General features: G+C 57.8%; 20 protein-coding genes and 1 pseudogene. 5 read left to right on the top strand and 16 right to left on the bottom strand.

All coding sequences use genetic code 11. The annotated features are described in order from the left end of the window. Nucleotides 1-80 precede the first annotated feature (80 nt). From QZM67_RS13130 to QZM67_RS13190, 13 genes are all read right to left on the bottom strand, one after another. Nucleotides 81-1,106: an AAA family ATPase gene (locus QZM67_RS13130; RefSeq protein ID WP_301803640.1), complete on the bottom strand. Its 1,026-nt coding sequence runs from the start codon at nt 1,104-1,106 to the stop codon at nt 81-83. A 38-nt stretch (nt 1,107-1,144) separates the two neighbouring features. After that, complete coding sequence (locus QZM67_RS13135) at nt 1,145-1,447, bottom strand: helix-turn-helix domain-containing protein (protein ID WP_301803643.1); 303 nt, start codon at nt 1,445-1,447, stop codon at nt 1,145-1,147. A gap of 843 nt (nt 1,448-2,290) precedes the next feature. Beyond that, nucleotides 2,291-2,506, bottom strand: a complete 216-nt coding sequence (locus QZM67_RS13140; RefSeq protein ID WP_301803647.1) for a hypothetical protein — start codon at nt 2,504-2,506, stop codon at nt 2,291-2,293. A 13-nt stretch (nt 2,507-2,519) separates the two neighbouring features. Then, nucleotides 2,520-2,849, bottom strand: a complete 330-nt coding sequence (locus QZM67_RS13145; RefSeq protein ID WP_301803650.1) for a hypothetical protein — start codon at nt 2,847-2,849, stop codon at nt 2,520-2,522. A 10-nt stretch (nt 2,850-2,859) separates the two neighbouring features. Next, nucleotides 2,860-3,186 carry a hypothetical protein gene (locus QZM67_RS13150; protein WP_301803653.1) on the bottom strand — a complete coding sequence of 109 codons (327 nt, stop codon included), beginning with the start codon at nt 3,184-3,186 and terminating at the stop codon, nt 2,860-2,862. A gap of 51 nt (nt 3,187-3,237) precedes the next feature. After that, nucleotides 3,238-3,609 carry a hypothetical protein gene (locus QZM67_RS13155; protein ID WP_301803656.1) on the bottom strand — a complete coding sequence of 124 codons (372 nt, stop codon included), beginning with the start codon at nt 3,607-3,609 and terminating at the stop codon, nt 3,238-3,240. 182 nt (nt 3,610-3,791) lie between these two features. Next, entirely contained in the window at nt 3,792-4,349 is a 558-nt protein-coding gene (locus tag QZM67_RS13160) for a hypothetical protein (protein WP_301803658.1), read from the bottom strand. 72 nt (nt 4,350-4,421) lie between these two features. Further along, a complete protein-coding gene (locus QZM67_RS13165; RefSeq protein ID WP_301803661.1) occupies nt 4,422-4,769 on the bottom strand; it encodes a hypothetical protein in 348 nt (115 codons plus the stop codon). A gap of 453 nt (nt 4,770-5,222) precedes the next feature. Then, nucleotides 5,223-5,456: a hypothetical protein gene (locus tag QZM67_RS13170; protein ID WP_301803663.1), complete on the bottom strand. Its 234-nt coding sequence runs from the start codon at nt 5,454-5,456 to the stop codon at nt 5,223-5,225. A 137-nt stretch (nt 5,457-5,593) separates the two neighbouring features. Then, nucleotides 5,594-6,085, bottom strand: coding sequence for a hypothetical protein (locus QZM67_RS13175; protein WP_301803666.1), 492 nt, complete (start codon nt 6,083-6,085; stop codon nt 5,594-5,596). A 188-nt stretch (nt 6,086-6,273) separates the two neighbouring features. Further along, a complete protein-coding gene (locus tag QZM67_RS13180) occupies nt 6,274-7,266 on the bottom strand; it encodes a nucleotide-binding protein (protein WP_301803667.1) in 993 nt (330 codons plus the stop codon). Between the two features lie 364 nt (nt 7,267-7,630). After that, nucleotides 7,631-7,909, bottom strand: a complete 279-nt coding sequence (locus QZM67_RS13185) for an HU family DNA-binding protein (RefSeq protein ID WP_059706252.1) — start codon at nt 7,907-7,909, stop codon at nt 7,631-7,633. Between the two features lie 270 nt (nt 7,910-8,179). Next, entirely contained in the window at nt 8,180-9,547 is a 1,368-nt protein-coding gene (locus QZM67_RS13190) for a site-specific integrase (RefSeq protein ID WP_301803672.1), read from the bottom strand. A 470-nt stretch (nt 9,548-10,017) separates the two neighbouring features. Here QZM67_RS13190 and QZM67_RS13195 point away from each other — a divergent pair. Next, a pseudogene (locus tag QZM67_RS13195) lies at nt 10,018-10,242 on the top strand (hypothetical protein); the annotation flags it as partial. A gap of 113 nt (nt 10,243-10,355) precedes the next feature. On the opposite strand, the gene QZM67_RS13200 reads toward QZM67_RS13195, so the two are convergent. The 3 genes from QZM67_RS13200 to QZM67_RS13210 all read right to left on the bottom strand — a co-directional run bounded on the left by QZM67_RS13200 (nt 10,356) and on the right by QZM67_RS13210 (nt 14,288). Continuing rightward, entirely contained in the window at nt 10,356-11,327 is a 972-nt protein-coding gene (locus QZM67_RS13200; RefSeq protein WP_301803675.1) for a sialidase family protein, read from the bottom strand. Next, nucleotides 11,314-11,916 (bottom strand): hypothetical protein, encoded by a 603-nt coding sequence (locus QZM67_RS13205; RefSeq protein ID WP_301803679.1) that lies wholly within the window; start codon nt 11,914-11,916, stop codon nt 11,314-11,316. Before QZM67_RS13205 ends, QZM67_RS13200 begins: the two co-directional genes overlap by 14 nt. Nucleotides 11,917-12,068: 152 nt before the next feature. Next, entirely contained in the window at nt 12,069-14,288 is a 2,220-nt protein-coding gene (locus QZM67_RS13210; RefSeq protein WP_301803682.1) for a tetratricopeptide repeat protein, read from the bottom strand. A 629-nt stretch (nt 14,289-14,917) separates the two neighbouring features. Between QZM67_RS13210 and QZM67_RS13215 the strand changes: the two genes are divergently transcribed. The 4 genes from QZM67_RS13215 to QZM67_RS13230 all read left to right on the top strand — a co-directional run bounded on the left by QZM67_RS13215 (nt 14,918) and on the right by QZM67_RS13230 (nt 21,161). Next, nucleotides 14,918-15,208: a hypothetical protein gene (locus QZM67_RS13215; protein WP_301803686.1), complete on the top strand. Its 291-nt coding sequence runs from the start codon at nt 14,918-14,920 to the stop codon at nt 15,206-15,208. A 381-nt stretch (nt 15,209-15,589) separates the two neighbouring features. Next, complete coding sequence (locus QZM67_RS13220) at nt 15,590-17,647, top strand: ATP-dependent endonuclease (protein ID WP_301803689.1); 2,058 nt, start codon at nt 15,590-15,592, stop codon at nt 17,645-17,647. A 3-nt stretch (nt 17,648-17,650) separates the two neighbouring features. Continuing rightward, on the top strand, nt 17,651-19,654 hold the full coding sequence (locus QZM67_RS13225) for a UvrD-helicase domain-containing protein (RefSeq protein ID WP_301803692.1): 2,004 nt from the start codon (nt 17,651-17,653) through the stop codon (nt 19,652-19,654). Between the two features lie 334 nt (nt 19,655-19,988). Then, the gene (locus tag QZM67_RS13230; protein WP_301803694.1) at nt 19,989-21,161 is read left to right on the top strand and encodes a HEPN-associated N-terminal domain-containing protein; all 1,173 of its coding nucleotides are present in this window, start codon (nt 19,989-19,991) and stop codon (nt 21,159-21,161) included. Nucleotides 21,162-21,167: the final 6 nt, after the last annotated feature.

The following is a 21,167-nucleotide window of genomic DNA, read 5'->3' on the forward strand; positions in this document are numbered from 1 at the left end:
GCGGTGACGAACCGCCACCCGGGCTGTGTGCTGTAAAGGCAACGGCCTCAGACGTGTTGGGAAGTACGAGGTGGGGACGCTTATCGGCCTCTGGTGGCATCTCTAGATGGTTTGTTGTTATTTTCGAGTCGTGCACTCAGGCGGCGTCGCTCCTCCAATGCCCGAACAAGCATCTGCGCTGAAACCTGTTCGCCTTCGTGCATCACAGTTTCCTTGATGGCTTCGTCCACCGCACGCCGGATCTCTGCATAGCTAAGACCTTCCGCTTTGGCCGCCAGGGGTTTCAATGCGAGCGGCTTCGGCGCAAATCGCGCGAGTCGACTGCGGATCAGCTCTCCCGCTTGCTGAGCGCTGGGTAGGTGGTACTCCAGGACATCATCAAATCGTCGAAAGAGCGCGTAGTCGAGGATCTCGGGATGGTTGGTCGCGGCGACGATCAGGCTATGCGACTGGTCGTGCTCGATCATCTGCAGGAAGCTGTTGAGCACGCGCCGTATTTCTCCCACATCGTGGGCCAGCCCACGCTGAGATCCAATGGCATCGAACTCGTCGAAAAAGTACACTCCGCGCACTTCGCCGATGGCGTCGAACACCTGGCGTAGCTTTGCCGCAGTTTCGCCCATGAATTTGGTGATCAGCGCATCGAGGCGCACCAGAAAGAGCGGCACGCCTAGTTCGCCGGCCAGCACCGAGGCGGTCATCGTCTTTCCCGTGCCGGGAGGTCCTACGAGCAGCAGCTTGCGTCTCGGCGATAGCCCGTGCTCGCGTATGCGCGCGTTCAAGCGCTGCTCCTTCAGGATACGCTGGATCTGTTCGACGACGCCTGCATCTAGGACCATGTCGATCAGCCGACTCTTGGGATAGGTCACATGCAGCAGGTTGGCAAGTTCGCCGCGTGGTTTGGCAAGCGGCACGAGCTTGCCTGGCTCTGCGTTGAGCCCGCGGGACCTCGCGACGTCGATCATGTCACGCAGGTCTTCAGCCAACTTGCCGTGGCCGACCTTGGCCTCATGCGCTGCCACCTGCATCGCCACAGAGTAGAACTGACCATCGTCACGGTTGATATGTGACTTAACGAGCGCTCTGAGTTGATCAGCGCTGGCCATGATGGGCTACCTCCCTACGAATCGTTGCAAGCCACGAATCAGCCATGCGCAACCTCATTCTCATCAGCGGGCGCCGATGACACCACCGCGCGCCGCAATTCATCAACCAGACGTTCGTCGATGCGCCCCAGGTCAGAAGGCTCGGCAGCCACCAGAAACAATGTCCCGACGGGCACATGCAAGGCGTCTGCAATTTTCGCGACCGTAGAAAGCGTAGGGTCGCGCTTGTTGTTCTCTAGAAGCGACAAGTAAGAGACGGAACATGCGGCACGGCGGGCCACATCGCCCTGAGAGATGCCTCTATGCTGGCGAAACCAGCGAATCGCTCGTCCTACGTTCATATTGATCCCCGACGGCGACCACCTGACTCGCCTCAAACCATCCTGACTTCACCATTTTACCAGTAGTCAAATCAATCGGGGACTCTTTCGAAGGCCGCGGCGCGATACCTCAGGGTCCCCCGTGCAATCTGAACTCTCAGGATGCTTGCGCGCGGTGCGCAAGCATCTAGGCCTCTAAGGGACATCGCTTCGATGAGATTCGCCGGGCAATACCACTACCGACTAGCGCTCATAGTGCGTCAAACATTGTTGCTTCCTCGAGGGCGTTGAAACGGCCAGGATGACGTTATCCAGATTGGTCGAGGTCACACTCTGCAGCAGCCGTGCTGCGACTCAACGCCGTATATGATTCGGGGAGCGCGCAGTAGCCGTCCACGGATCGGCGTCCCGGTTTAGCTTAATTATTGGCTGAATCAGGCCGTGCTCGAGCGAATCAAGATATCGATCCCGGACACACAGTCCGCGATTGCCCACTTTCAAGGCCAGCAGATTGGGCGTCGTCACAAGGTGCTGAGGGCGCGCCTCTGCGGCGAGCCCCCCCATGCGCCCGTCACTCCTTCGAGATGGATGGTGGACGGCGTGCTCATAGCCGCGCCATAGATATTTTCTGTGCCGATTGGTTAATTTTAGCTCTGGTGCCGCAATGCTTGGAAGGCTTCATACGCCAACCTGCCCAAGAAACCCGGAGCCCGTCCGTGAACGACTCTAACGCCACCGGCGACGGTGGCCGCTGCCTTTAGAGCTTCATTGAACTCTCGTGGAGCACTTTCACAGTTTCGATAGCGGTCTTAGCTGGCCCACCGCTAAGCACCTCGTATCGCATAGCCGCTTGCCCTTGTTACCCTAGCCGTGATTTCGGGTACCGTCTTCATGCTGAATGGCGTGATAGGGAATCGCCGGGCCCCAGCTTTCCTCGATGTAGATCGTTCGCGTACCCCGGGTCGCAAGGACGATCGCGTCTTGTGGCCGCGCCTCGCCGAACGTCCGCGGGTCACAGGTGCCCAGCGCCTCGTTGAACAATTCACGAGCTAGGGCGTCCATGTCCTGAGTGGCTTCCATACGGCTTTCCGATTCAAAATTCACCGACTTGAGACCGAAACAGTTCGATACCCGAAATGTGGACTCGAAAGATCGCGGCCTCGTGCTCGCTGAGCGCAAGCGCTTTTACAAACGCGGGTTGGACGTAGAACGACGGATCACCGCTCACGCGTGCACCTACCACATACCAAAGGAGCGTCCGGGGTGTATAGCCGCTGCCGCGACCGTTCTCTTGAACGTCTTGGCGCACCGCCTTTGCCAACGCGTCCATAGCCACATCACGGCCTTGGTGAGCAAAAACCGTGAGGATTCGATCCAGAATGACCCCGGGTTCGCTGATGAATGACAGTTGGTTAGTTTCCATTTGAGCTTTCCTAGTCTTTGAAGGGGATATGCTCACCGACGCGCGACTGCATCCCGAGCTTGCCGTCACTCCCCGTTGCGTCCTGCCACGCGATCATCGCGGCTGCAACGGCACCTTGATCGCCGCTGAACGCGAGAACAGTTTCCCCACACGACGGACAGATTCCCCCGAAGGCTACATGAATACCCGCCATGTTCCGCGTGTCCAGTGCATTGAAATCGTTGAATGCCGTCTCGCACGCGCCACACACCAGTTTCTCTGGCCGCAGCGCTTCAATCTTCGCTTGTGCTTGCGCAATCCGTTGCTCTTTCGTACCGCGCTGCTTTGCTTGGCCCATCTACTACCTCCCGTTTCGCGGACGCAAAAATCGCACCGCTGTTTTCCGTGGTCAAAGAAAGGCTTCGCGAAAGCGATTGGCATTCGCCACTTTTCCGCGCAGCATCGAGGCCCACAACACTGCGCGGCGCTCAGCAGGAATCTGATCCCAAGAGAGGAGAACAATGCCTGCTTTTTCGTAATCCTCTTTCGCCCTCATCGCCGCATAATTCTCCTCGACCGTGACGATATGGACGGACTCGAACTCAACAAGCGTGCGAACAAAATCGCCAGCATCGTCGAGTCGTTCTCTAAGATGACGGGAGACCAATTCTGTTAGCGTCGTCTGAATGCGTTTGTAGTGTTCGAGACGCAAGCCCGTGCCGTCTCCCGCAATGGCCGCGATGGACACCAATCCCGTGAATTGCCGAATGCGGCGCTTCACGCTCTCCGCCATAATGTGCGTATACCACGCTCAAGCCCGACCGGCCGTGACATTCGGGCGTGAGGCGAGCCACATGATTTCCTCGTAGATCGACACAAGCACCGCGCGTACGTCCGCTGCGATGTTCTGGTCAATTCCTTCCGTAAGCTCCGCGCTCATTTCTAGCAACTCGCTTTCACGCCCTATGTTGTTAACGCCTGTTCGGAGCGCAGGTATTCGTTCACCCGCTCCGGCGTGTGAGACTGGAGGGCCTGTCTCCGAGCGTGCTCCAAAGTGATGGACGCCATCTCTGTGGCGAGCCATTCGAGGTCACTGTAGAGATCCTCGTCGAGCTCGGCTGTTCGAAGCGCGAAGACGAAATCTCTGCATGCATGCCAGTATCCTTCAACGGCAATCGAAAAGTAGTTCCAGACGATTCTTCTATCCAGCACTCGATCCCGCGTCAGGTACGCAAGATTCTCGAAGAACTCTAATACAGATTCATCGGTCAGCGGGTTGCGCGTCGGTTCGTGCAAGCGCGCCGCTAAGAGCTCAGTAGCAAAGGCACGCCGTAGACTGCGCATGCCGGGCTCCTGAAAATCGCGCACAATTTGCGAGAAAAGCTGAAGCCCCGTGGCGCGCTTGGCTTCACCAATCTGAACTCGGACCATCCACATGGTAACGCCGGCCAATAACCAACTGGCGATCGCCGTCGCGATCGTAGCCCAGGCCGTTGCCCCCTCAGCCGCTGCGTGATCCATTGGTCGCTTTTCCCGTTTTCCAGTGCCGGTCAGGCCAGCGAATTTTTCCGTTGTGTCTACTCGCCAGCTTGGCTATCGGAACAGGGCAAGAAATCGCACCTTGTCGGCCTCATAGGCAGGATGGGTAGCGGCTCCCATCTCAAGGACCAGCTGCTCCCACACCAAGTACACGGTTGCCCGCTCGGTCTTGGCAATCGCGATGTCGACGCCAGCGGCCTGCGGCACGGCCGCCGTGAGCACCGCTGCCGTCTCCGAGTAGAGGGCCATCTGTCGTTCGGCGCAGGCGGTGATCTGTTCGTAGGTCAGGCTGAAAGACGTTGGCATGCTTTGTTTCCTTGAAAGATTGAGCTGTTCCGGCAACGCCGGCGTTTTCCAGTGCCGGCGAGGTCGGCGCTTGCCCACACTTCTGTCGTGGATCATGACCCGCTCCACGTGCCCCGCCGTTTGCGGCCGTCACCTCCAGTGGGCATCGTGACCGCGGTTGTTTAGGTCTCTTCCGTGCGTATCTGAACCGCGCGGATCACAGCTATGCTCTCGACCGGGTAGGCACGCAGCGCGTCGCCGGCCGCACGTTCGTGCCTCCACGCCAGTTCAGGGCCGCCATCGCCCGATCGCGCGATGACATTCGCCAGGTGTGATACCGCGCTACGCCCTGGCTCACCCATTTCGGCGGCCCACAGTTCGACCAAGACTGCCTCAGCCGAATGCTCGTAATCTTGCTAGCGAAACGCGTTGCGGCGAGTGTTACCGGGATGCTCCCGCTCCTCTCCACAAGCGGCGCAAATGCGCCCGAGCCACCGCCGCGCGTATTTGTTCTTGACGGGCATCCATCAGGTCTTTCCTCCTGCGCCAGCCACGCCGACGTTTTCCGAGTTACCGGCCAACAATTTGATGAAGAATGAAATTTGTATGCAAGTACTCGCCACCGACGAGATTATCCGTTCCCGTATCGTCGATCACGTGAAGGTCATCCAGCGATTGCAAGACCTTGTATTTCTTGCCGCGGGTAAAAACCCGCACAACCTTGTTGTCGTCCTTCTGGACGGATAGATCAGTTAGCGCTTCAATTTCCAGGACACTGCGCAGGGCGATGTTGGACTGAGACACGTGTTTCCCCTTTTCTGGTTCAAATGTTGGCCTGCTCATCTAGCGGCTTCCTATCGCCGTCATCGCTGGCCTGAATCAAGTCGCCGGCCTCTAGACGAAAAAAAGCCTAAGCTGGGTTGCGCTGCCGCCGCGAGGCCTCATGCCCTCGGCACGATGCGCATGTATTCGCACCAAGTCTCGTAAGGCATGATGTACCGATGGTAGGCTTGGATCCCGGACGGGCGCCCCGCGTGGTGCTCCGCGATCACGAAGACCCCCTCTTCGATCGTGCCGTCCTCGCGCCACATGGTGTCGCAGAAACCGACCACGGTATTGCGGCCGTGGACACCGGGTCGGACCGAGCCGGACGGATCATGCTTCTTGGTCCAGACTACCTTTTCGGCGATCCAACCGGCGATCACAACCTCAATTTCGTACTGCCGCTCGAGCCGGGCGCGACGGCGTTCGTATCGTGCTTCGGCACCCTCCGGCTCGTTCAGCGGCTCCGCCAACTCCAACTTGGCGATGTCCGGCGTAGCCAGAAGGCGCTTGGTTGCCTCGGTCACTGCCGCATTCTTGGTCGTTCCATTCCGCTTGCAGTAAATCTCGAGCTCCGCTTCAACCTCGTCGGGGAGGCGCAGAGTCATCATGGGTTTTCTCCGGAGGAGGTTGCAAAAGAGATTGCATCATATTTGATATCTAATACGATGTCAAAATAGCAATCTATAATGGAAGCAACCCGCGTCGGCGCCGAAAAAATAACCCGGCCGAAGCCGGGTTCTGCTGATTCAACTACTGGTGCAAGTTAGCGGTCATACATACGGCTTATCGCATCCCGTCAGAGGCGATTCAGGTCAATCGGCAAGCCTGCTGCCCGCATCTCCTTGGCGAGGACGACTTTCCAGGCGCCCCCCGCGTCGAAGTCGAGATACTGCACGCCATTGAAATCAGACGGGATTTCAACGTTCCCTCGACGCAATGCACAGACGTGCCCGCGCCCGAGCTTTGCCGCGAAATAGCCGAGTTCGAGGATCACGTTCTGGCGCGCACGCGGCTTGAGCTGATCGACAGTAGCCGCCGCCACTCCGCCCTTGTCATCTGGGGTGAGCAGCACCACGGCGTACGAGGCCGTGTCTGCCTCTCGCTCAAACTTCTCGATGATCGTGGCACCTCGCCCTGTTTGTTCATCTAGAATCACACCGACCAGGCCAAGCTGCCCAAGCAGCGCCTGCACCGCAAACTTCGCAGCTTCATCGTGACCATGGACGATGAACACTCGGGCGGCTGCGGGCTGATTCTCCCGCTGCACCTCAGCGTTGAGTCGATCGAGATAGGCGCTCCGCGGACTAGGTGAATGCTGTCCGCTGCCGACCCGCGGTCCGGCCGCATCCGGCGTCCTCACGATCAAGTTGTGACGCTCCAGCACACTGTACAGATCGACCTGCTTGACGGACCAATGGGTGCAGCCGAGGTCACCGAAGCCGCGTGTACTGATATCCAGTGCGTCGGCAAGCTCAAGCAACGTCCCCTGCGGAATCGGCGGCACGTTGGGATCCCGTTCGAAGTGCATGTAGTAGGCATCACTCCGATGCTCGACCTTCGAGATACGACCAACGATGGCAGGAATCTGTGAGTCCCCCTTCCCTTCGCAGGCGAACACCGCTGGGAACTGCTTGAGGCTCATTTCAACTGCATCGTTCATTGGGAATCGCGCCGCGATCATCTCGACCGATCGGTAGTGGAAGCGGCCCTTCGGCGTCGTGCCCTCGCCCCGGTCCCAGTGGCCGTCCTCTCCGGACACGATCAGGTTGTAGTAGTCGTTCGGCCGCATGAGGGCTGGCTCTCCACGCAAGATGGCCGTCGCGGCACGCAACGGCTAACCCATCGATTCTCGCATGGCGGGCGAAGTACACACGGGCGCTCAGAATATCGCCTCGCGTAGATGTTCAATATGTCCTGAAATGAAGGGTAACATAGCCCTTACTATGTTCCCCTTCAGCTCTCGCGATTGAGTGCCGCGACGCCGACAAGGTGTTATACGCTCCAGCAGACCTGTCACCGCTCCGAGTTGATTGGCCCATGCACGAGGCCAAAGCATCCAACTAATAGCCGAGCGACCGGTCGATTGTGCAGACGCCTGCACTTTCTTCCGTGCAATTCGCTCTACCCGTCTGGCTCGCCGACGCGGCTACAACTCAAGGTGCGTTCACTGCATCTTTGAACGCCTTGCCGGCACTAAACTTCACCGTCTTCGCAGCTGCGATTACTATCTCTGCGCCCGTCGTCGGATTTCTACCGGTCCGAGCGGCACGCTGCCCTTGCGAGAACGAGCCAAAGCCTACGAGTTGCACGCTGTCCCCTTCGCTGACGGCACGCGCAATCACATCCATTACGGCCTGAATTGCCTCGCCGGCGGCAGTTTTGCTAAGACCGGTATCGGCTGCGACAGCATCAATGAGTTCCTGCTTGTTCATGAGTCGGCCTCGTTCGATATATCGGATATCCGCTCTACTGCATTGAGCGACCCAAGTTACCGCTTCCTTACGAATCCGTGAAGATGAGGTGGATGCGACTCATACCTGTCTTGCCGAGTCACCCGCCCGTCAGGCACACTGCGATATCAGTAAGCGATTTACCGTACAAACGCATTCCGGTTATGCACTTGTCGATGTCCGGTGTGCAACCGTTGGATGGTAGGACAGTCACCGGCAACATAACAGTACCTGATCGTTTGCTGCGACGGATCACGACTTGAACAGGAAGCGCACGTTTCCCGTATCCTCGCCGAGCAATCCGGCCAGGCGGTCGCCCCATAGCCGCCATGCGTCGCGCATCTGCTCGTCGTAGTTGAACTGCAGATAGATTCGATCAAGCGGATCGTTACGCGCGTGGTTCAGACATCGATGCACGATGCTCTCAGCAATACCAAGCGACTGCATCATCGTTCCGCAGGTACGACGCAGGTCATGGCATTTCCATTGACCACCCGAGACAATAAGCGTATCCGTTGCTGTCGTGCGACCTTCGGTCGATGCACCCTTCCCGCGTTGCCGGTCACGGATTGCCTTGCACGTTGTATGGATAGTGACGTGCGGAATCTTACCCTGTTGCGACGGAAATACGTATTCGCGACGCACGTCGTCCTCAGGCAATCCAGCGCGCACAATCTGCTGTGCGGCAAACTGTGCAAGGACGAAATCGGAGAGATGAATCGTAATCGCCGTGCTCGACTTCGTGCGTTCCTTTGGAATCGTCCACGTCCGCGCCTTGAAATCAAGATCAGCCCATCGAGTCACAAGTGTTTCACCAACACGCGTTCCGCAAGCAAGCATCACCCATACCGCTGACTCAATGGAACGCGGAAGCCGTGCAGCCGGCATAAGTTCACCCAGCGCGCAAATTTCGTCGTCCGACAGCGTGCGATGGCGTTCGTTGTCACGTACCGGGTCGTAATCACCTGCAACGACATCCTCTTTTGCGAGCGCGAGCACATCACAATCGATCAGCAAGCGTTTCCACGGCTGGTTGCGCTCGCCCCATCGAATCATTTGCTGGACGGCCCCCAACACCTCGACTGCGCGCCGGTTGTATCCCGCGTCGGAAATCGCGGTAAGCAGCGGCAGAACGTTCGAGGCAAACACGCCTGTAATCCTGTGTGTACGGAGGGCCGGCAGCACATGTTTTTCCATCGCACCTCGAAGCATCCTACCGCCATCCTTGCGTCCTTTCTTGCCGCGCTTCTTGTTGACGGTCGCGAACCACGCATCGAACAAATCGCCGAACGTGAGTTCCGCTGTCGCCGCCTTTTCAACCTTGGCCTGGCGTTCACGCTTCTTCGCATCGAGATAGTCCACACCGTCGCGCGCTTGTGAACGAATCGTCGCCGCGGCTGCGCGTGCATCCTCCAGCGACAACTGCCCTTCAGTCATCGTGCGCCCCCACGCCTTGCCGAGCGGCTTGTTCCGTTGCTTGCCATTGATGCTGACGCGAACAAGCCAGGTTTTCGAGCCATCCGGGCCGATGCGCAGGAACAGCCCGCGCCCATCAGAGAGGAAATACAGTTTCCCGATCGCCTTTGCGGCGTCGATTTGCCTAACCGTCAGAGCACCCATGATCGCCCTCCTTTGATATCGCAACCAGGTCGGCTCGTGCATCTCTAAGCAGAGCCTACCCCACATCGCGAACACTAAAAAAACACTAAAAAGTTGCGGCTCGTGGAGGATTTCCGCGGAACTTGGCGGACCAAAACCTCCCCGCAAACCCTTGTCAGACGGGGCTTTGACGGATTTCGACGGACCTGGCCGGATTCCCCAAAAAACAATCACGATTCATTTAACTTTGGATCGTGGCTGTGCTGTCAGCCAATGCCCGTAAAGCTTTCCGCTGCGGCCCCTCAAACGAAACGTTCCATATCTTGCTGGCGCGTTCATCCCGACGATGGGATCGGCACACGACAGCGAATGGCGGTTCTGGGTCGACGCGAACGACTCTGAACGACCAATCCGGACGTTCGTGGGTTTAGGCTCCCAATGGCAGGAAACTGAGTCGAGCGGGCGGAGAGCCAGCTTTTGTCCGACAGGCCCGCGATCACGGGATGGACTTCGCCGGCTTCAAGAGGATGGGCTACGAATACCTGCTGATGCTGCTGTTCGTCGGCCTGCAGATCGTCATCGAAGCGATGTACCTGCTCGGCGCGGCGATGCGCAAGGACCGCGATTTCGAGCACCGGCTACCGAACGTGGTCCTCGGCATCGGCTGTTCGATCGCGCTGCTCGCGATCGACCTCGCGATTCAGCTCGCGTTCTGAACGCCCGCTGCCCGCCGCCGGCTCGGGGGCTCAGGCGCCGGAGCGGTGCGGGCACTCGCAGACCGCGGCGAGCACGTCGACCGTCCGCCCGCATCGTCGCTCGATGACTTGTGTCAGCGAGTCTTGGACTCGTTCATGACAGGCTTGCTTCTAGAACGCATTTGCCCTTCCAGCCAGTATGGCGGGATACGGGACATCAAGCTGCTCTGCCACGTGAGCGGCGTCCATGTCTTGCCACCATCCTCCGAATACACGATCTCGGGATTGTCCTTGTCTGCCATATGCGCATAATTGGCTGCGAGCCAGATATGGTTCGGATCGGCAACGTACGCACTGACAGCCTGGGAAATCGTATCGGGCAATTGGGTCGTGACCCACGTCATGCCATCGTCGGAGCGGATCAGCGTTCCCTCGGTCGTGCCCGTTATCCACCAATGTCCGTTCGGTGTCCAACCCAGTTCAAACAGATAATCCGGGTTGCCGAGATCGGTCGACTTTACGGTGCATGTCTCGGGCGAAATACTAACGGCAAGATAACGGGTATCGCTGGCCTGATTGCCGCCCAACGTCACCAGGCCGACCAGCGGCCCGTCCGCATCGACGAAGCGGATGACACCGCGCAGGAACTCGCTGGCACTTCCGTCTGCCGGATCAAGGCCCAGTTTCCTGACATTGACTTCGCACACGTGCCCACCACGCCGGACCTTCACCGAATGGCGAACATCGTCAGCAGACACTGTGTAATGAGCGCCGAGGACGATGGCTCGTCGATCTGCGTCGGTTTTTACCACACGACCGTTGGCGCTATCGATGGTCCTGTTGCCGATGTAGAAGCGCCCCTGCGTGTCGGCGCTCACCAATGGCCAATAGAAACCCGCCGTATCGGTCACGGCGATTTGCCGCTCATCAGCCAAGACGAACCGCAGGTACTCCGAGTACTTCTGGAAAATCGTCAGCCGACCGATCTCCAGCTTGTGTACCGGATTGTCTGCGCCTGAGTTCGCCGCATCAGCGACGCTTGCCGCGCCCCCGAATGCAATCAAGGCTGCAGCAAGCGTAGTCTTGATCCATTTAGCGCACTGCATCGGATTCTTCCTTGCCAAATGCCGAAAGCCAAAACTTTGAGTTTCCGACAATCGTGCCACTATGACGCGCCGAGCGGGATCTGAAGTTATCGTATATATATTTCGAGTTCGGTCCACCCGCAATGAAAGCCTTCACTGCATCGATTGATTCCTGCAAATCAGAACATTCGCTCTTTCCCAACGCCTTGTACTTCGGATTTCCAGAATTAATGAATTTCGGCCTCGGCTTCGGCTGCAACGAGTCAAATTGACCAGCAGCATTGCAAACCATGGAAAACGTCTTGGCAATGTAATCGTTTCTTGGATAGCCCTTGCGATTCAACCTGAAATAGAAAACGTTCAGCAGAGCCTCTTTCTCGATCCGGCGATCGCTTTCATCGGGCAGTATCCCTGCTCCGCTCGACTCCGCATACAACACCCGGGCCAGGTAATTCAGGTCTGCCCCAGAGAACGTCAGATTTGCCGTACGCGGAGGACTGTTGGCGATCTTGAACGTTTCTTGCTCAGCGATCCATTGGGCTAGCCTCAATTCTTGAGGTTGCGCATTGCGAATTAAAGTTGTCACCGGCCGCGGCCTTGCGAAGACCATTGTCAACTCCCCTGCAGCATCGGCAGCTCCTTGTCACGCGTTGCGCGACACCCGAGTTTGAGCGGGCAATCGCACTGTCATGAAAAGAAGGCTTCACCGTATGCAACGAGCTTGAATTCCGATCCGAGGAACCGCAATATCTCAATCTCAGTTCACAAGGGTTGCTTGGACAAAGCCTGCTTGATTCGGTCCATGAACCCCTCTCGTTCGATTCGATGAATCATTCGTGAAATTTCGTAATCCCGAGGCGGGAAATGAAGCATCGTCCAAGATATGCCCTGTAGTTGAGCTCTGATCTCACTAACCCTCGCATCTGTTCTGTCGCTCTTTCCAATCAAACCGACAATCTCGTTGCAATGTCTCTCCATTTTCAAGATCGCCTGCTCGGCTTCACCGCGAACACCTACCCAGTAAGTAGACGAACCGGCAAAATCCTCATCTACAATTCGACGCACCCTTTCGACAAATTCCGAAACTACTGGCCCAATACGAGGCAGTACCTCGAAGTACTCCTTCCTTGGTCTGAATTTCCGCCCCAAGTACATAGTCAGGACCGCAAAAGCAACCACCCCAAAGAAACCAATGATGGAAACTGCGCCCCTACCCAGGAACCAAAAGGACATCGATAGCATAATCAAGATCCATAAAGTCGTGACGAGAGCACGCTTCTCAGGATTCGTTTCGGTGGGTTCGGTTTTGTCACGAGGAGGCACAGAAATACCCACTCCTCGCACACCTTCAGTAACGAGGACACGCTTGTTTCGCCCATAGCTGAGATCATGCGCATGCATTTCGTCAACGGCCTTCCCGAGACGGACCTTGATCGTCTTCTCGCGAGCGCGTGCTTCTTCGAGCAACGACGCGTCCTCAGCCGACAACGAAAGAAGTGACGCTGCCCCCGACCAGGCACTGACGTCCAGAAGTTCGACACGGCCGCCCTCGGTTTTCTTTGCGACGCCAAGGATCGCGCTTGCCGCGAATCCGGATCCACCCAGCGCAACAAGGTACGTCGCACTGCTGCCGAGCGCATCGAGCGCCGAAAGGTGACCCTCGAGTTCCTCCCTCTCGTGCGCGTTAACTCGCCATCCGTAGTGCGTTCGCACGTTACCAATAACAGCGGTGAATTCCAGCGTGCAACTCGTCGTCGTTGTCGTACGTGTCTGTGTCGTAGGAATAGCAATCGTTTCGGTCGGAAGCAAAATGGTCTGACCTGGAACATACACCGCCCCACCCGAACCCGTCGCTACGAACTGACCGGATGTTGTCGCGACTCCTCCGCCGACCGACTTGAATTCGGTCGTGGTTTCCTGCCTCGTATCAGTGGAAGCGCTGACCGACATGCGCGCTCCCTCAAATTTGATAGGCGTAACGATAAGATCTACTAAGGTATCCCCAAATTGCGCCTTGATTCCGAAACCAAGCCGAAGGTAGTGTTGTGCATTCTCGTTTCCCTGTTCCGCTGCCATCGTCAACCATCGGATTGCATTCGCGTAGGATGGTGCGACACCGGCACCCGACTGATAGCATCGCCCGAGACTCGCTTGAGCTGATGCATACCCCTGTTCGGCCGACAAGCGATACCAGTGAATCGCGTCATCCCAAGATTGAGGAACACCGTCACCTCGCTCCGAAATCAGTCCCAGATTGTACTGGGACACCTCGGCCCCTCGTTCTGCGGCTTTGCGCCACCAAACAGCAGCCTCAACCCACGACGGCGAAACACCCTTGCCGCTCGCATAGCACCATCCCAGCTTTTCCTGAGCCTCGACGTTACCTTTCTCAGCTGCTTTGTGGTACCACGCTGCGGCTTCCGGCCACGATTGCTCGACGCCTCGCCCGTTTTCATATCGCGCGCCCAACAGCATCGCAGCGCGCGCGAATCCTTGGTCGGCGGCTTTCCGATACCAACGCACAGATTCGTCGTCTGACTGAGGAACCCCTTTTCCGTCCGCATAAAGCTCACCAATTTTGGTCTGCGCGGCAGGATCTCCTCTATCGGCGGCTTTTGTATACCAGTTAACTGCGTCGTATAAGGATTGGGGGATTCCTCCTCTGCCGTATTCGCAAGCATTCCCCAAGACGCGCTCACCGAGCGCATCTCCGGCTTCCGCTGCAAGGTGCCCCAATCGCACGCCCTCAATTTCATTCACCGGCCCGCCCCAGCCATTCATGCAACAACGCGCGAGCTGCCCAAGTGCCGCGGCATGGCCATGACTGGCCGCCCGCTGGAACCATTGATACGCATCTCTTCTGCTCTCATCGGACTCCGGTCGATCGAGGAGCGCGCAGCCGACCGCGTACTGCGCTTGTGCGTCGCCTGCCTCGGCGCGATCTTGCACGAGCCTTTCATCGTTCTTCTCGATACCAACCATGGTCTTCCTCACTCTTGAACGCGGTCACTTCATACCCCGATCCAACCCACGTATCGTTTATATATTGCTCCATGCCGGAGTGCCGCTACCTCGAATGATCTTCGACGTACGTGTCCAGTGCCCCAAATGGAGACTTGTAAAGTGGCGAATTTTTCCGCCTCTCAACTGTCCCTAAGTAACGGTAGTTTAACGGGTTAATCATGTCAGATGTCGTCGCGGTCCCGGCTTGCGATTACGAAATTTCCATTTTCATGCGAGACGGTCTCGGTGGCTAGAAACAAGGAGTCGCAAGGATTTCGCAATGGCAGGTGCTTCGGTCTCGACTGTAGCGTCGTGGTTCGCGCTATATGCGATCACCAATACGAGGCGGCTTCATTAGCACCTTACAGCCGGCGCAATATGACGACGTTCAACATACTGACTGACCGATCGATCGAGCCGTCTTACCCTGACAGGGTGGATCGATCAAGCTGTCGATATGGCTCACCCCCACCATACTCGATGCACAGACCCCGACGGCGTCAAGATCAATTTAGAAAGATAAATGCAAATTTTTGCGAAACCTGAGTTTTAGCGAGCAATCGGAGCGTAGTGATAAGGCTCCCTATCTCGCTGGCGCGTCGATACCGATGCCAGAAGCTGCACGCAACAGTGAATGGCGGTTCCGCAGCGATGCGATCGACAGTGAACGACGGCGGATTCAACCGGTCGGCACCCATACAAAGCAGCCATTCGGACGCGGGTTTGGTGACCGCCTCGCGGGCAATGCCATCCGGCTTGACGACGATGCGCAAGCGCTTGGAAAAAGTAAGCAACGCATTGCCAGACGCATTCGCCTGCACATCGTCCACGGTTACGGGACCAGACACGACCAGCAGCGCGCTGATCTCTTCAGTCGCATGATTTCTCTGGTCATCTGAGTCGATGAAATCAGCATGTGTGACGAAAACGTCGTCCCGCCCTCTACTCTCCAAGCATGTTGGATATGTGTCGCAATACGAATCGGACGACCGTGCATGTTGAACACGTCGCAACCGAATGGACGTGGCAATACAATCACGAGCGCTCTAACATGGGTCTGGCCGCCACGGCGCCGAAACAGGGGCTCATGGCCGCAACAGAAACGCGACTTTCGACTCGCGTCAAAAGCGAAGGATTCCCGTTTGCTAGACACACCTGAAATTCTATTTCGGCCTATTGCAGCCCCAATGATCGGTTAGAATTTCCGGGTAATTTTCAGTCTCTCGGATGTGTCATTGGATTAGCCTATCGGTAGGACTCTACGCGGCAGGGACGCCACTGTGTATATCGCAGAAATTCGAATCGAGAACTTCCGGCTGTTTGGTGCCAATAACAACGCGCTCGTGCTACCACTGTCCCCGGGACTTACCGCACTGGTCGGCGAGAACGATGCTGGCAAGACAGCGGTCATCGACGCGCTACGTTTGGTGGTCGGCACGCGTGACCAGGACGTGCTGCGAGTGGATCCACTTGATTTTCATCGGCCCACCCCCGATGGTCCAAGTGCCGACGAAATTATCATCCGTCTGACTTTCAGAGGCCTCACCACCGCTGATCGAGGCGCGTTTGCCGAGTTCCTCACGTATGAGACGGTAGCCGAGGTAACCAATACCGCGCTGATCGTGACCTGGGTTGCGAAACGCAACACCAAGGAAGGCAGCTCCCGCCGGGTGCTTCCGCCTGAGTGGCGCACAGGTGCCAAGGGAGACGGCCCATTGCTCGATCTGGGGGCACGATCGCTGCTGACGGCGACGTATCTGCGGCCGTTGCGCGACGCCGAGCGGGCAATGAGCTCTGGGCGAGGATCGCGACTATCCCAGATCCTCCAGCACACCACTGAAATCCGCGATACAGGAAACCCTTTCGACAAGCTTGCCGATCCGCTACCCGACCCGACGACGTTGAGTGTTTTGGGCCTCGGTGACTATGCGACTCATCTGCTTGGAGAGAGCGAAGGCATTAGGCAGGCTCGAAAGCGGCTCAATGATGAGTACCTGAAGCCCCTCTCGTTCGCCAACGATATGCTGAATGCACGGATCGGCGTAGCAGGCGCGCAGGAGGACAGCCTCAGATTGCGGCAGTTACTTGAGAAGCTTGAGCTCGTACTGACCGCGTCGCCTGACGCCGAAAGCGGGCACAGTCGCGGACTCGGCTCAAACAACCTGCTGTTCATGGCATGCGAGCTTCTGCTTCTCGCTACTGAAAGCGACGGATTCCCGTTGCTGCTGATCGAGGAGCCCGAGGCACATCTCCATCCGCAGCGGCAGTTGCAACTTATGTCGTTCCTGCAGACACAGGCAAAGAAGACGCGTGCCGACGGACAGCGCATCCAAATCATCGTTACAACGCACAGTGCCAATCTCGCTTCGGACCTACAACTCGACAGGCTCGTATTGATTGAAGGCGGACGGGCTTTCCCTCTGTGTGAGGGAAAAACCAAGCTCAGCGCATCAGACTATCGATTTCTCGAGCGCTTCCTCGACGTGACCAAGGCAAACTTGTTCTTCGCGCGCGCAGTGATGATCGTCGAGGGGGATGCAGAAAACATCCTCCTACCCGTCATAGCGAGGTTACTTGACCGCGATTTCCACCATCACGGTGTCTCCGTGGTTAATGTCGGCGGTGTTGGGCTCGGCCGATATGCACGCGTATTCATGCGCGAAGACGTCGAGAAGGATGGGGTCGTTAACATTCCCGTCGCCTGCATCACCGACATGGACGTGATGCCCAACAATGCACCTTGGATTGTCGGCAAGCTGGAGATCGGACAACCGATCCCTCTAAGACCTCCCTCAAAGCGGCAATGGCGGATTAGGGACGATTTTCCGGGCGAACAGCTCGAACAGCGGCGAGCCGAACGCCGGGAGAAGGCCTCAGGCCAAAAGGTGGAGACGTTCGTCGCTGACGAATGGACGCTTGAATTTGATCTCGCATTCCGTGGTCTCAGCAAGCACGTCTACCGCGCAGGGACGCTGTCGCTAGCCAATGACCGCCTCACTGCCGGCACTGCCGAGCAAGCCGTCATCCTCGCCGCCGCTGATGGAGCCTATCAAGCGCTGATCGACGCGGGCCATGATCCATCGACGCTCGCTTCACACGTCTATGCGCTGTTTGAGGCTGATGGAGCATCAAAGGCGATCGGCGCGCAATATCTTGCCGAACTGTTGGAAAAGGAGGTCGCGGACAATAACCTCAATGCCAATAGCTTGCGCGCATTGCTGCCGCCCTACATCGTTGCGGCTATCGAGCATGTCACCGGGTCGTTCGCAGCGCCGCTCGCAGGCGGCGCGGCCGGAGAGCCGGGCGCGCCGGTAATGGCGCCGGCACCGGGGGCCTGAGTGATGTACGACGATTTAATCCGCGAGGAAGACGTTACCTGGGCAGCAGTATTGATGGGGCTTGGCCCGGCGGGATTTGCGGCTGTCGAGGGTGATGACAGCCGACTCCGAGCAATGCTGCGACTCGACACAATCGACTTCGAGGCATGCCCGGGAAGTGGCAAGACGACTTTGCTGGTCGCAAAACTCGCAGTGCTGGCGATGCGCTGGCCAAGCCGACAGCAGGGCATCTGCGTGCTGTCGCATACTAACGCGGCGCGCAACGAGATCAGCGCGAAGCTCAGCAGTTCCGCGGCGGGCGTCTCTTTGACACGCTATCCGCACTTCGTCGGCACGATCCACGCGTTTGTGAACGAGTATCTTGCGCTGCCTTGGCTCCGGTCGAAAGGAATCGAAGTGCGCTGCATCGATACGAGGATTGCGGTCGCGAAGCGGTGGAGCCTGTTACCCGCGAATCGGCGTTGGGCTTTGCAGCAGGCAAATCTGAGCGAGACCTGCCTGATTTACGACCAGACTGATTTTGGCGGGGGAATGACAGGCCGTTTCGGACCGCAGACGCCTACATATCAAGCGATCATCGATGCGCGTCGCCGGTCGAGCGAACTGGGATATTTCTGTTTCGACGAAATGTTCGTATGGGCCTGCGAATTGCTTGACCGGCATCCTGAGACGATTCCAATGCTACGTCGGCGCTTTCCGCTGGTATTCATCGACGAGGCGCAGGACAACAGTGAGGCACAATCGGCGCTGCTGCACCGCATCTTTTGCAGCGGCGACGCGCCGTCGCGCCGTCAACGTTTCGGCGACTCCAACCAGGCCATCTACGGAAGCGCCGGCCAGAGCGGCGCCACGACGGACCAGTTTCCAGGCGCCGTTGTACATCCGATGCCACGCAGCTATCGTTTTGGTCAGAATCTTGCAGATCAAGTAAAGGGACTGGGGGTCACGCCGCATGCGCTAATCGGCGCCGGTCCACCGGATCACCTCAGCGCCGATCCTAAGGCGTCGGTAATCTTCCTTTTCGATGACGGGTCGGTCCAGAAAGTGCTGGAGCGCTACGGCCAGCATCTGCTGGATAGCTTCGACGCAACCGTGCTGAAAAGCGGAGTGTTCACTGCAGTGGCCGGGGTTCACGAGCCCGGGGACGACGATCGCATCCCGCGAGCGATGGGACACTATGTGCCCAGTTACGACCCGGCATGCGTTCGGAAGGAGTCCACGCCGAACAGCTTCGCACAATACCTTGCGCGGGCTCGTTTTGAGATGGCTGGCAGCGGAAACACGGACAGGCTTATCAACGCCGTGGCGGCGGCGCTCCTCGCTGCAAGCGAGCTTGCCGGCGCCCCATATGGGGCGAGCGCACGGAAATCGCCTCATCGCCGGGTGGTCGAGATGCTTGGCGACAGCGATGCAAGAGGCGAATATCTCGCATTGCAAGAGATCATCCTGACGCACCAAGGCGATATCACCCCGGCGCTCTGTGCAGCGGCAGCACAAGCCCATATCGAGGCGGTGCTCCGGCAACTGAGCGGCGCAGAGGTGCTTGGCGAGGATGTTGCCACCTTCTTAGCACCGCCGCAGGCTCAGGCCGTAGCTGAGGCCGAAGCCGCAATCGCCGCGCGCACCGATAATTTGTTTGCTTATCCGCCCGACGCACCACAGGTACACATTCGGCTGAGCTCGATCCATGCGGTGAAGGGCGAAACGCACACGGCGACGCTCGTCCTCGACAGTTTCTACCACGCGCACCATCTAAGCGAACTCAAGCCATGGTTGCTGGGCACGAAGTCGGGCGGCTTTTCGACAAACGCCAGGGGCCGGCAGGTCCCTGAAGGCACGCGAATGCTCGGGCGGCTCAGGCTCCATTACGTCGCCATGACTCGCCCGACCCATCTGCTGTGCTTGGCGATGCGGAAGGATGCGTTTGGGCGTGGGGAACTCGACATGCTCATGGGGCGAGGTTGGACTGTCATTGATTGCTGCTCAGATGCGCAGGTACAGGTCTAGTCCCTCATCACGTTCTCCACCGTCTCTTAAAAGACCGCACCGCATCCGTACCAGAGCGAGAAGGAGACCGCCCTCTCCCGGTTCATCTGACCCGTCATCGCGGGGACACTACCGGTCATCCTACGTGATGTTGCGTGCACCTGCTCAGGTCAGGGTCAGCTCGGCTTGATCGAAAAATATAAAAGTGGAACGCGATAAAGTCTTCGTTTTTGCAATCGTCCGCTGACGCATGTCGGCATGATGGAAGATCTCACCATCCGCGTTCTACTATGACGACGCAACCCAGGTAGTCAACGCTGGCGACGCCCGGCGGCACGTCCACCGGACGATAATCATGAAAGGAGGCGATATGGGTTTGGCCAAGACTGCATGGATGGAGGCACAGGAGCGCGGCTGGTCGGCACCCGATACCTACGTGTGTGCTGACTGCGTGGACGACGCCTATCTCAAAGCGCTGATTCAAGACAACGTCAGTTCTAAAACCTGCGATTACTGCGAGCGTCACGGCACTGAGTACATTGCTGCCGAGGCTGAGGTGGTGATGAAGGCGATATTCGACACGATACACACTTACTACTGCGAACCCGCCTCGGGAGGAGTACCGTACGACGGCGGTTTCATCATTCCATCGATCAGTGTCGATGACGTATTGGATCAGCTTGATTTCAGCGGTCATCCTGATTTCGAGGATGCTGTAATCGAGGCTGAGGCAAACGGTGACTATTTTGTCCCCGCTGCTGACGGTCACTGGGCCGGCAGTCACCTGCACGAAATGCTTTCCAGTGCCTGGAAATTGTTCTGTTACACGGTCAAGCACGAGACGCGCTTTCATTTTTCCAATACCCCACCTGAAGCGGAATCGCCTTATGACATTGACATCGCCGATGTGCTCCCGGCGATTGCTGAGCATCTGCGCCCAGCCATTCGCACGCTCACGGCAGGGACGGAAGCGTACCGCGCCCGCATACGTCATCGTGGCCAGACGTGGGAGCCAACCGCCGAACAGATGGGCCCACCACCGAAGGCATTTACGACCGCAGGACGCATGAATCCTGCCGGCATCCCCTATCTCTATATATCGTTTGACAAGGCCACCGCCCGGCGTGAGATCGGTGTCCCGGAGCGATCGAGCCGGACCGTCTTTACGGCCGCATTTACCTTGACAAGAAACCTCACAGTCATCGATCTGACTGCGTTACCCTCTATGCCGTCGGTGTTCGACCTAGAACGGAAGGATGCGCGCGAGAAGGCCTTGTTCATACACGAATTTGTCGAGACCATCAGTGTCCCCGTCACCAAGGACGGGCGCGAGCACATCGACTATGTTCCCTCGCAGGTGGTCTGCGAGTACCTCGCCCAAGTGTTTGACGCTGGCAAAGACACCAGGTTGGCTGGCTTGATCTACCCCAGTGCCGTCAAAGCAGGTGGCAAAAATCTCGTCGTGTTTCCGGAGGATCGTTACCTGGCTACCTATCATGGAGTGCGGTATGTCCGGGCCGGCCGCTGACCATGC

The organism is Burkholderia sp. AU45251, from assembly GCF_030482905.1.
GTDB classification, from domain to species: domain Bacteria; phylum Pseudomonadota; class Gammaproteobacteria; order Burkholderiales; family Burkholderiaceae; genus Burkholderia; species Burkholderia aenigmatica.

What these genes read in the sequence shown, in the direction of transcription:
- QZM67_RS13190 (WP_301803672.1), bottom strand. Translation starts at nt 9,547, where the DNA reads ATGGGTGCTCTGACGGTTAGGCAAATCGACGCCGCAAAGGCGATCGGG.
- QZM67_RS13215 (WP_301803686.1), top strand. Translation starts at nt 14,918, where the DNA reads ATGCCAGAAGCTGCACGCAACAGTGAATGGCGGTTCCGCAGCGATGCG.
- QZM67_RS13130 (WP_301803640.1), bottom strand. Translation starts at nt 1,106, where the DNA reads ATGGCCAGCGCTGATCAACTCAGAGCGCTCGTTAAGTCACATATCAAC.
- QZM67_RS13165 (WP_301803661.1), bottom strand. Translation starts at nt 4,769, where the DNA reads ATGATCCACGACAGAAGTGTGGGCAAGCGCCGACCTCGCCGGCACTGG.
- QZM67_RS13225 (WP_301803692.1), top strand. Translation starts at nt 17,651, where the DNA reads ATGTACGACGATTTAATCCGCGAGGAAGACGTTACCTGGGCAGCAGTA.
- QZM67_RS13205 (WP_301803679.1), bottom strand. Translation starts at nt 11,916, where the DNA reads ATGGTCTTCGCAAGGCCGCGGCCGGTGACAACTTTAATTCGCAATGCG.
- QZM67_RS13145 (WP_301803650.1), bottom strand. Translation starts at nt 2,849, where the DNA reads ATGGAAACTAACCAACTGTCATTCATCAGCGAACCCGGGGTCATTCTG.
- QZM67_RS13200 (WP_301803675.1), bottom strand. Translation starts at nt 11,327, where the DNA reads ATGCAGTGCGCTAAATGGATCAAGACTACGCTTGCTGCAGCCTTGATT.
- QZM67_RS13150 (WP_301803653.1), bottom strand. Translation starts at nt 3,186, where the DNA reads ATGGGCCAAGCAAAGCAGCGCGGTACGAAAGAGCAACGGATTGCGCAA.
- QZM67_RS13230 (WP_301803694.1), top strand. Translation starts at nt 19,989, where the DNA reads ATGAAAGGAGGCGATATGGGTTTGGCCAAGACTGCATGGATGGAGGCA.
- QZM67_RS13175 (WP_301803666.1), bottom strand. Translation starts at nt 6,085, where the DNA reads ATGATGACTCTGCGCCTCCCCGACGAGGTTGAAGCGGAGCTCGAGATT.
- QZM67_RS13185 (WP_059706252.1), bottom strand. Translation starts at nt 7,909, where the DNA reads ATGAACAAGCAGGAACTCATTGATGCTGTCGCAGCCGATACCGGTCTT.
- QZM67_RS13135 (WP_301803643.1), bottom strand. Translation starts at nt 1,447, where the DNA reads ATGAACGTAGGACGAGCGATTCGCTGGTTTCGCCAGCATAGAGGCATC.
- QZM67_RS13180 (WP_301803667.1), bottom strand. Translation starts at nt 7,266, where the DNA reads ATGCGGCCGAACGACTACTACAACCTGATCGTGTCCGGAGAGGACGGC.
- QZM67_RS13210 (WP_301803682.1), bottom strand. Translation starts at nt 14,288, where the DNA reads ATGGTTGGTATCGAGAAGAACGATGAAAGGCTCGTGCAAGATCGCGCC.
- QZM67_RS13160 (WP_301803658.1), bottom strand. Translation starts at nt 4,349, where the DNA reads ATGGATCACGCAGCGGCTGAGGGGGCAACGGCCTGGGCTACGATCGCG.
- QZM67_RS13140 (WP_301803647.1), bottom strand. Translation starts at nt 2,506, where the DNA reads ATGGAAGCCACTCAGGACATGGACGCCCTAGCTCGTGAATTGTTCAAC.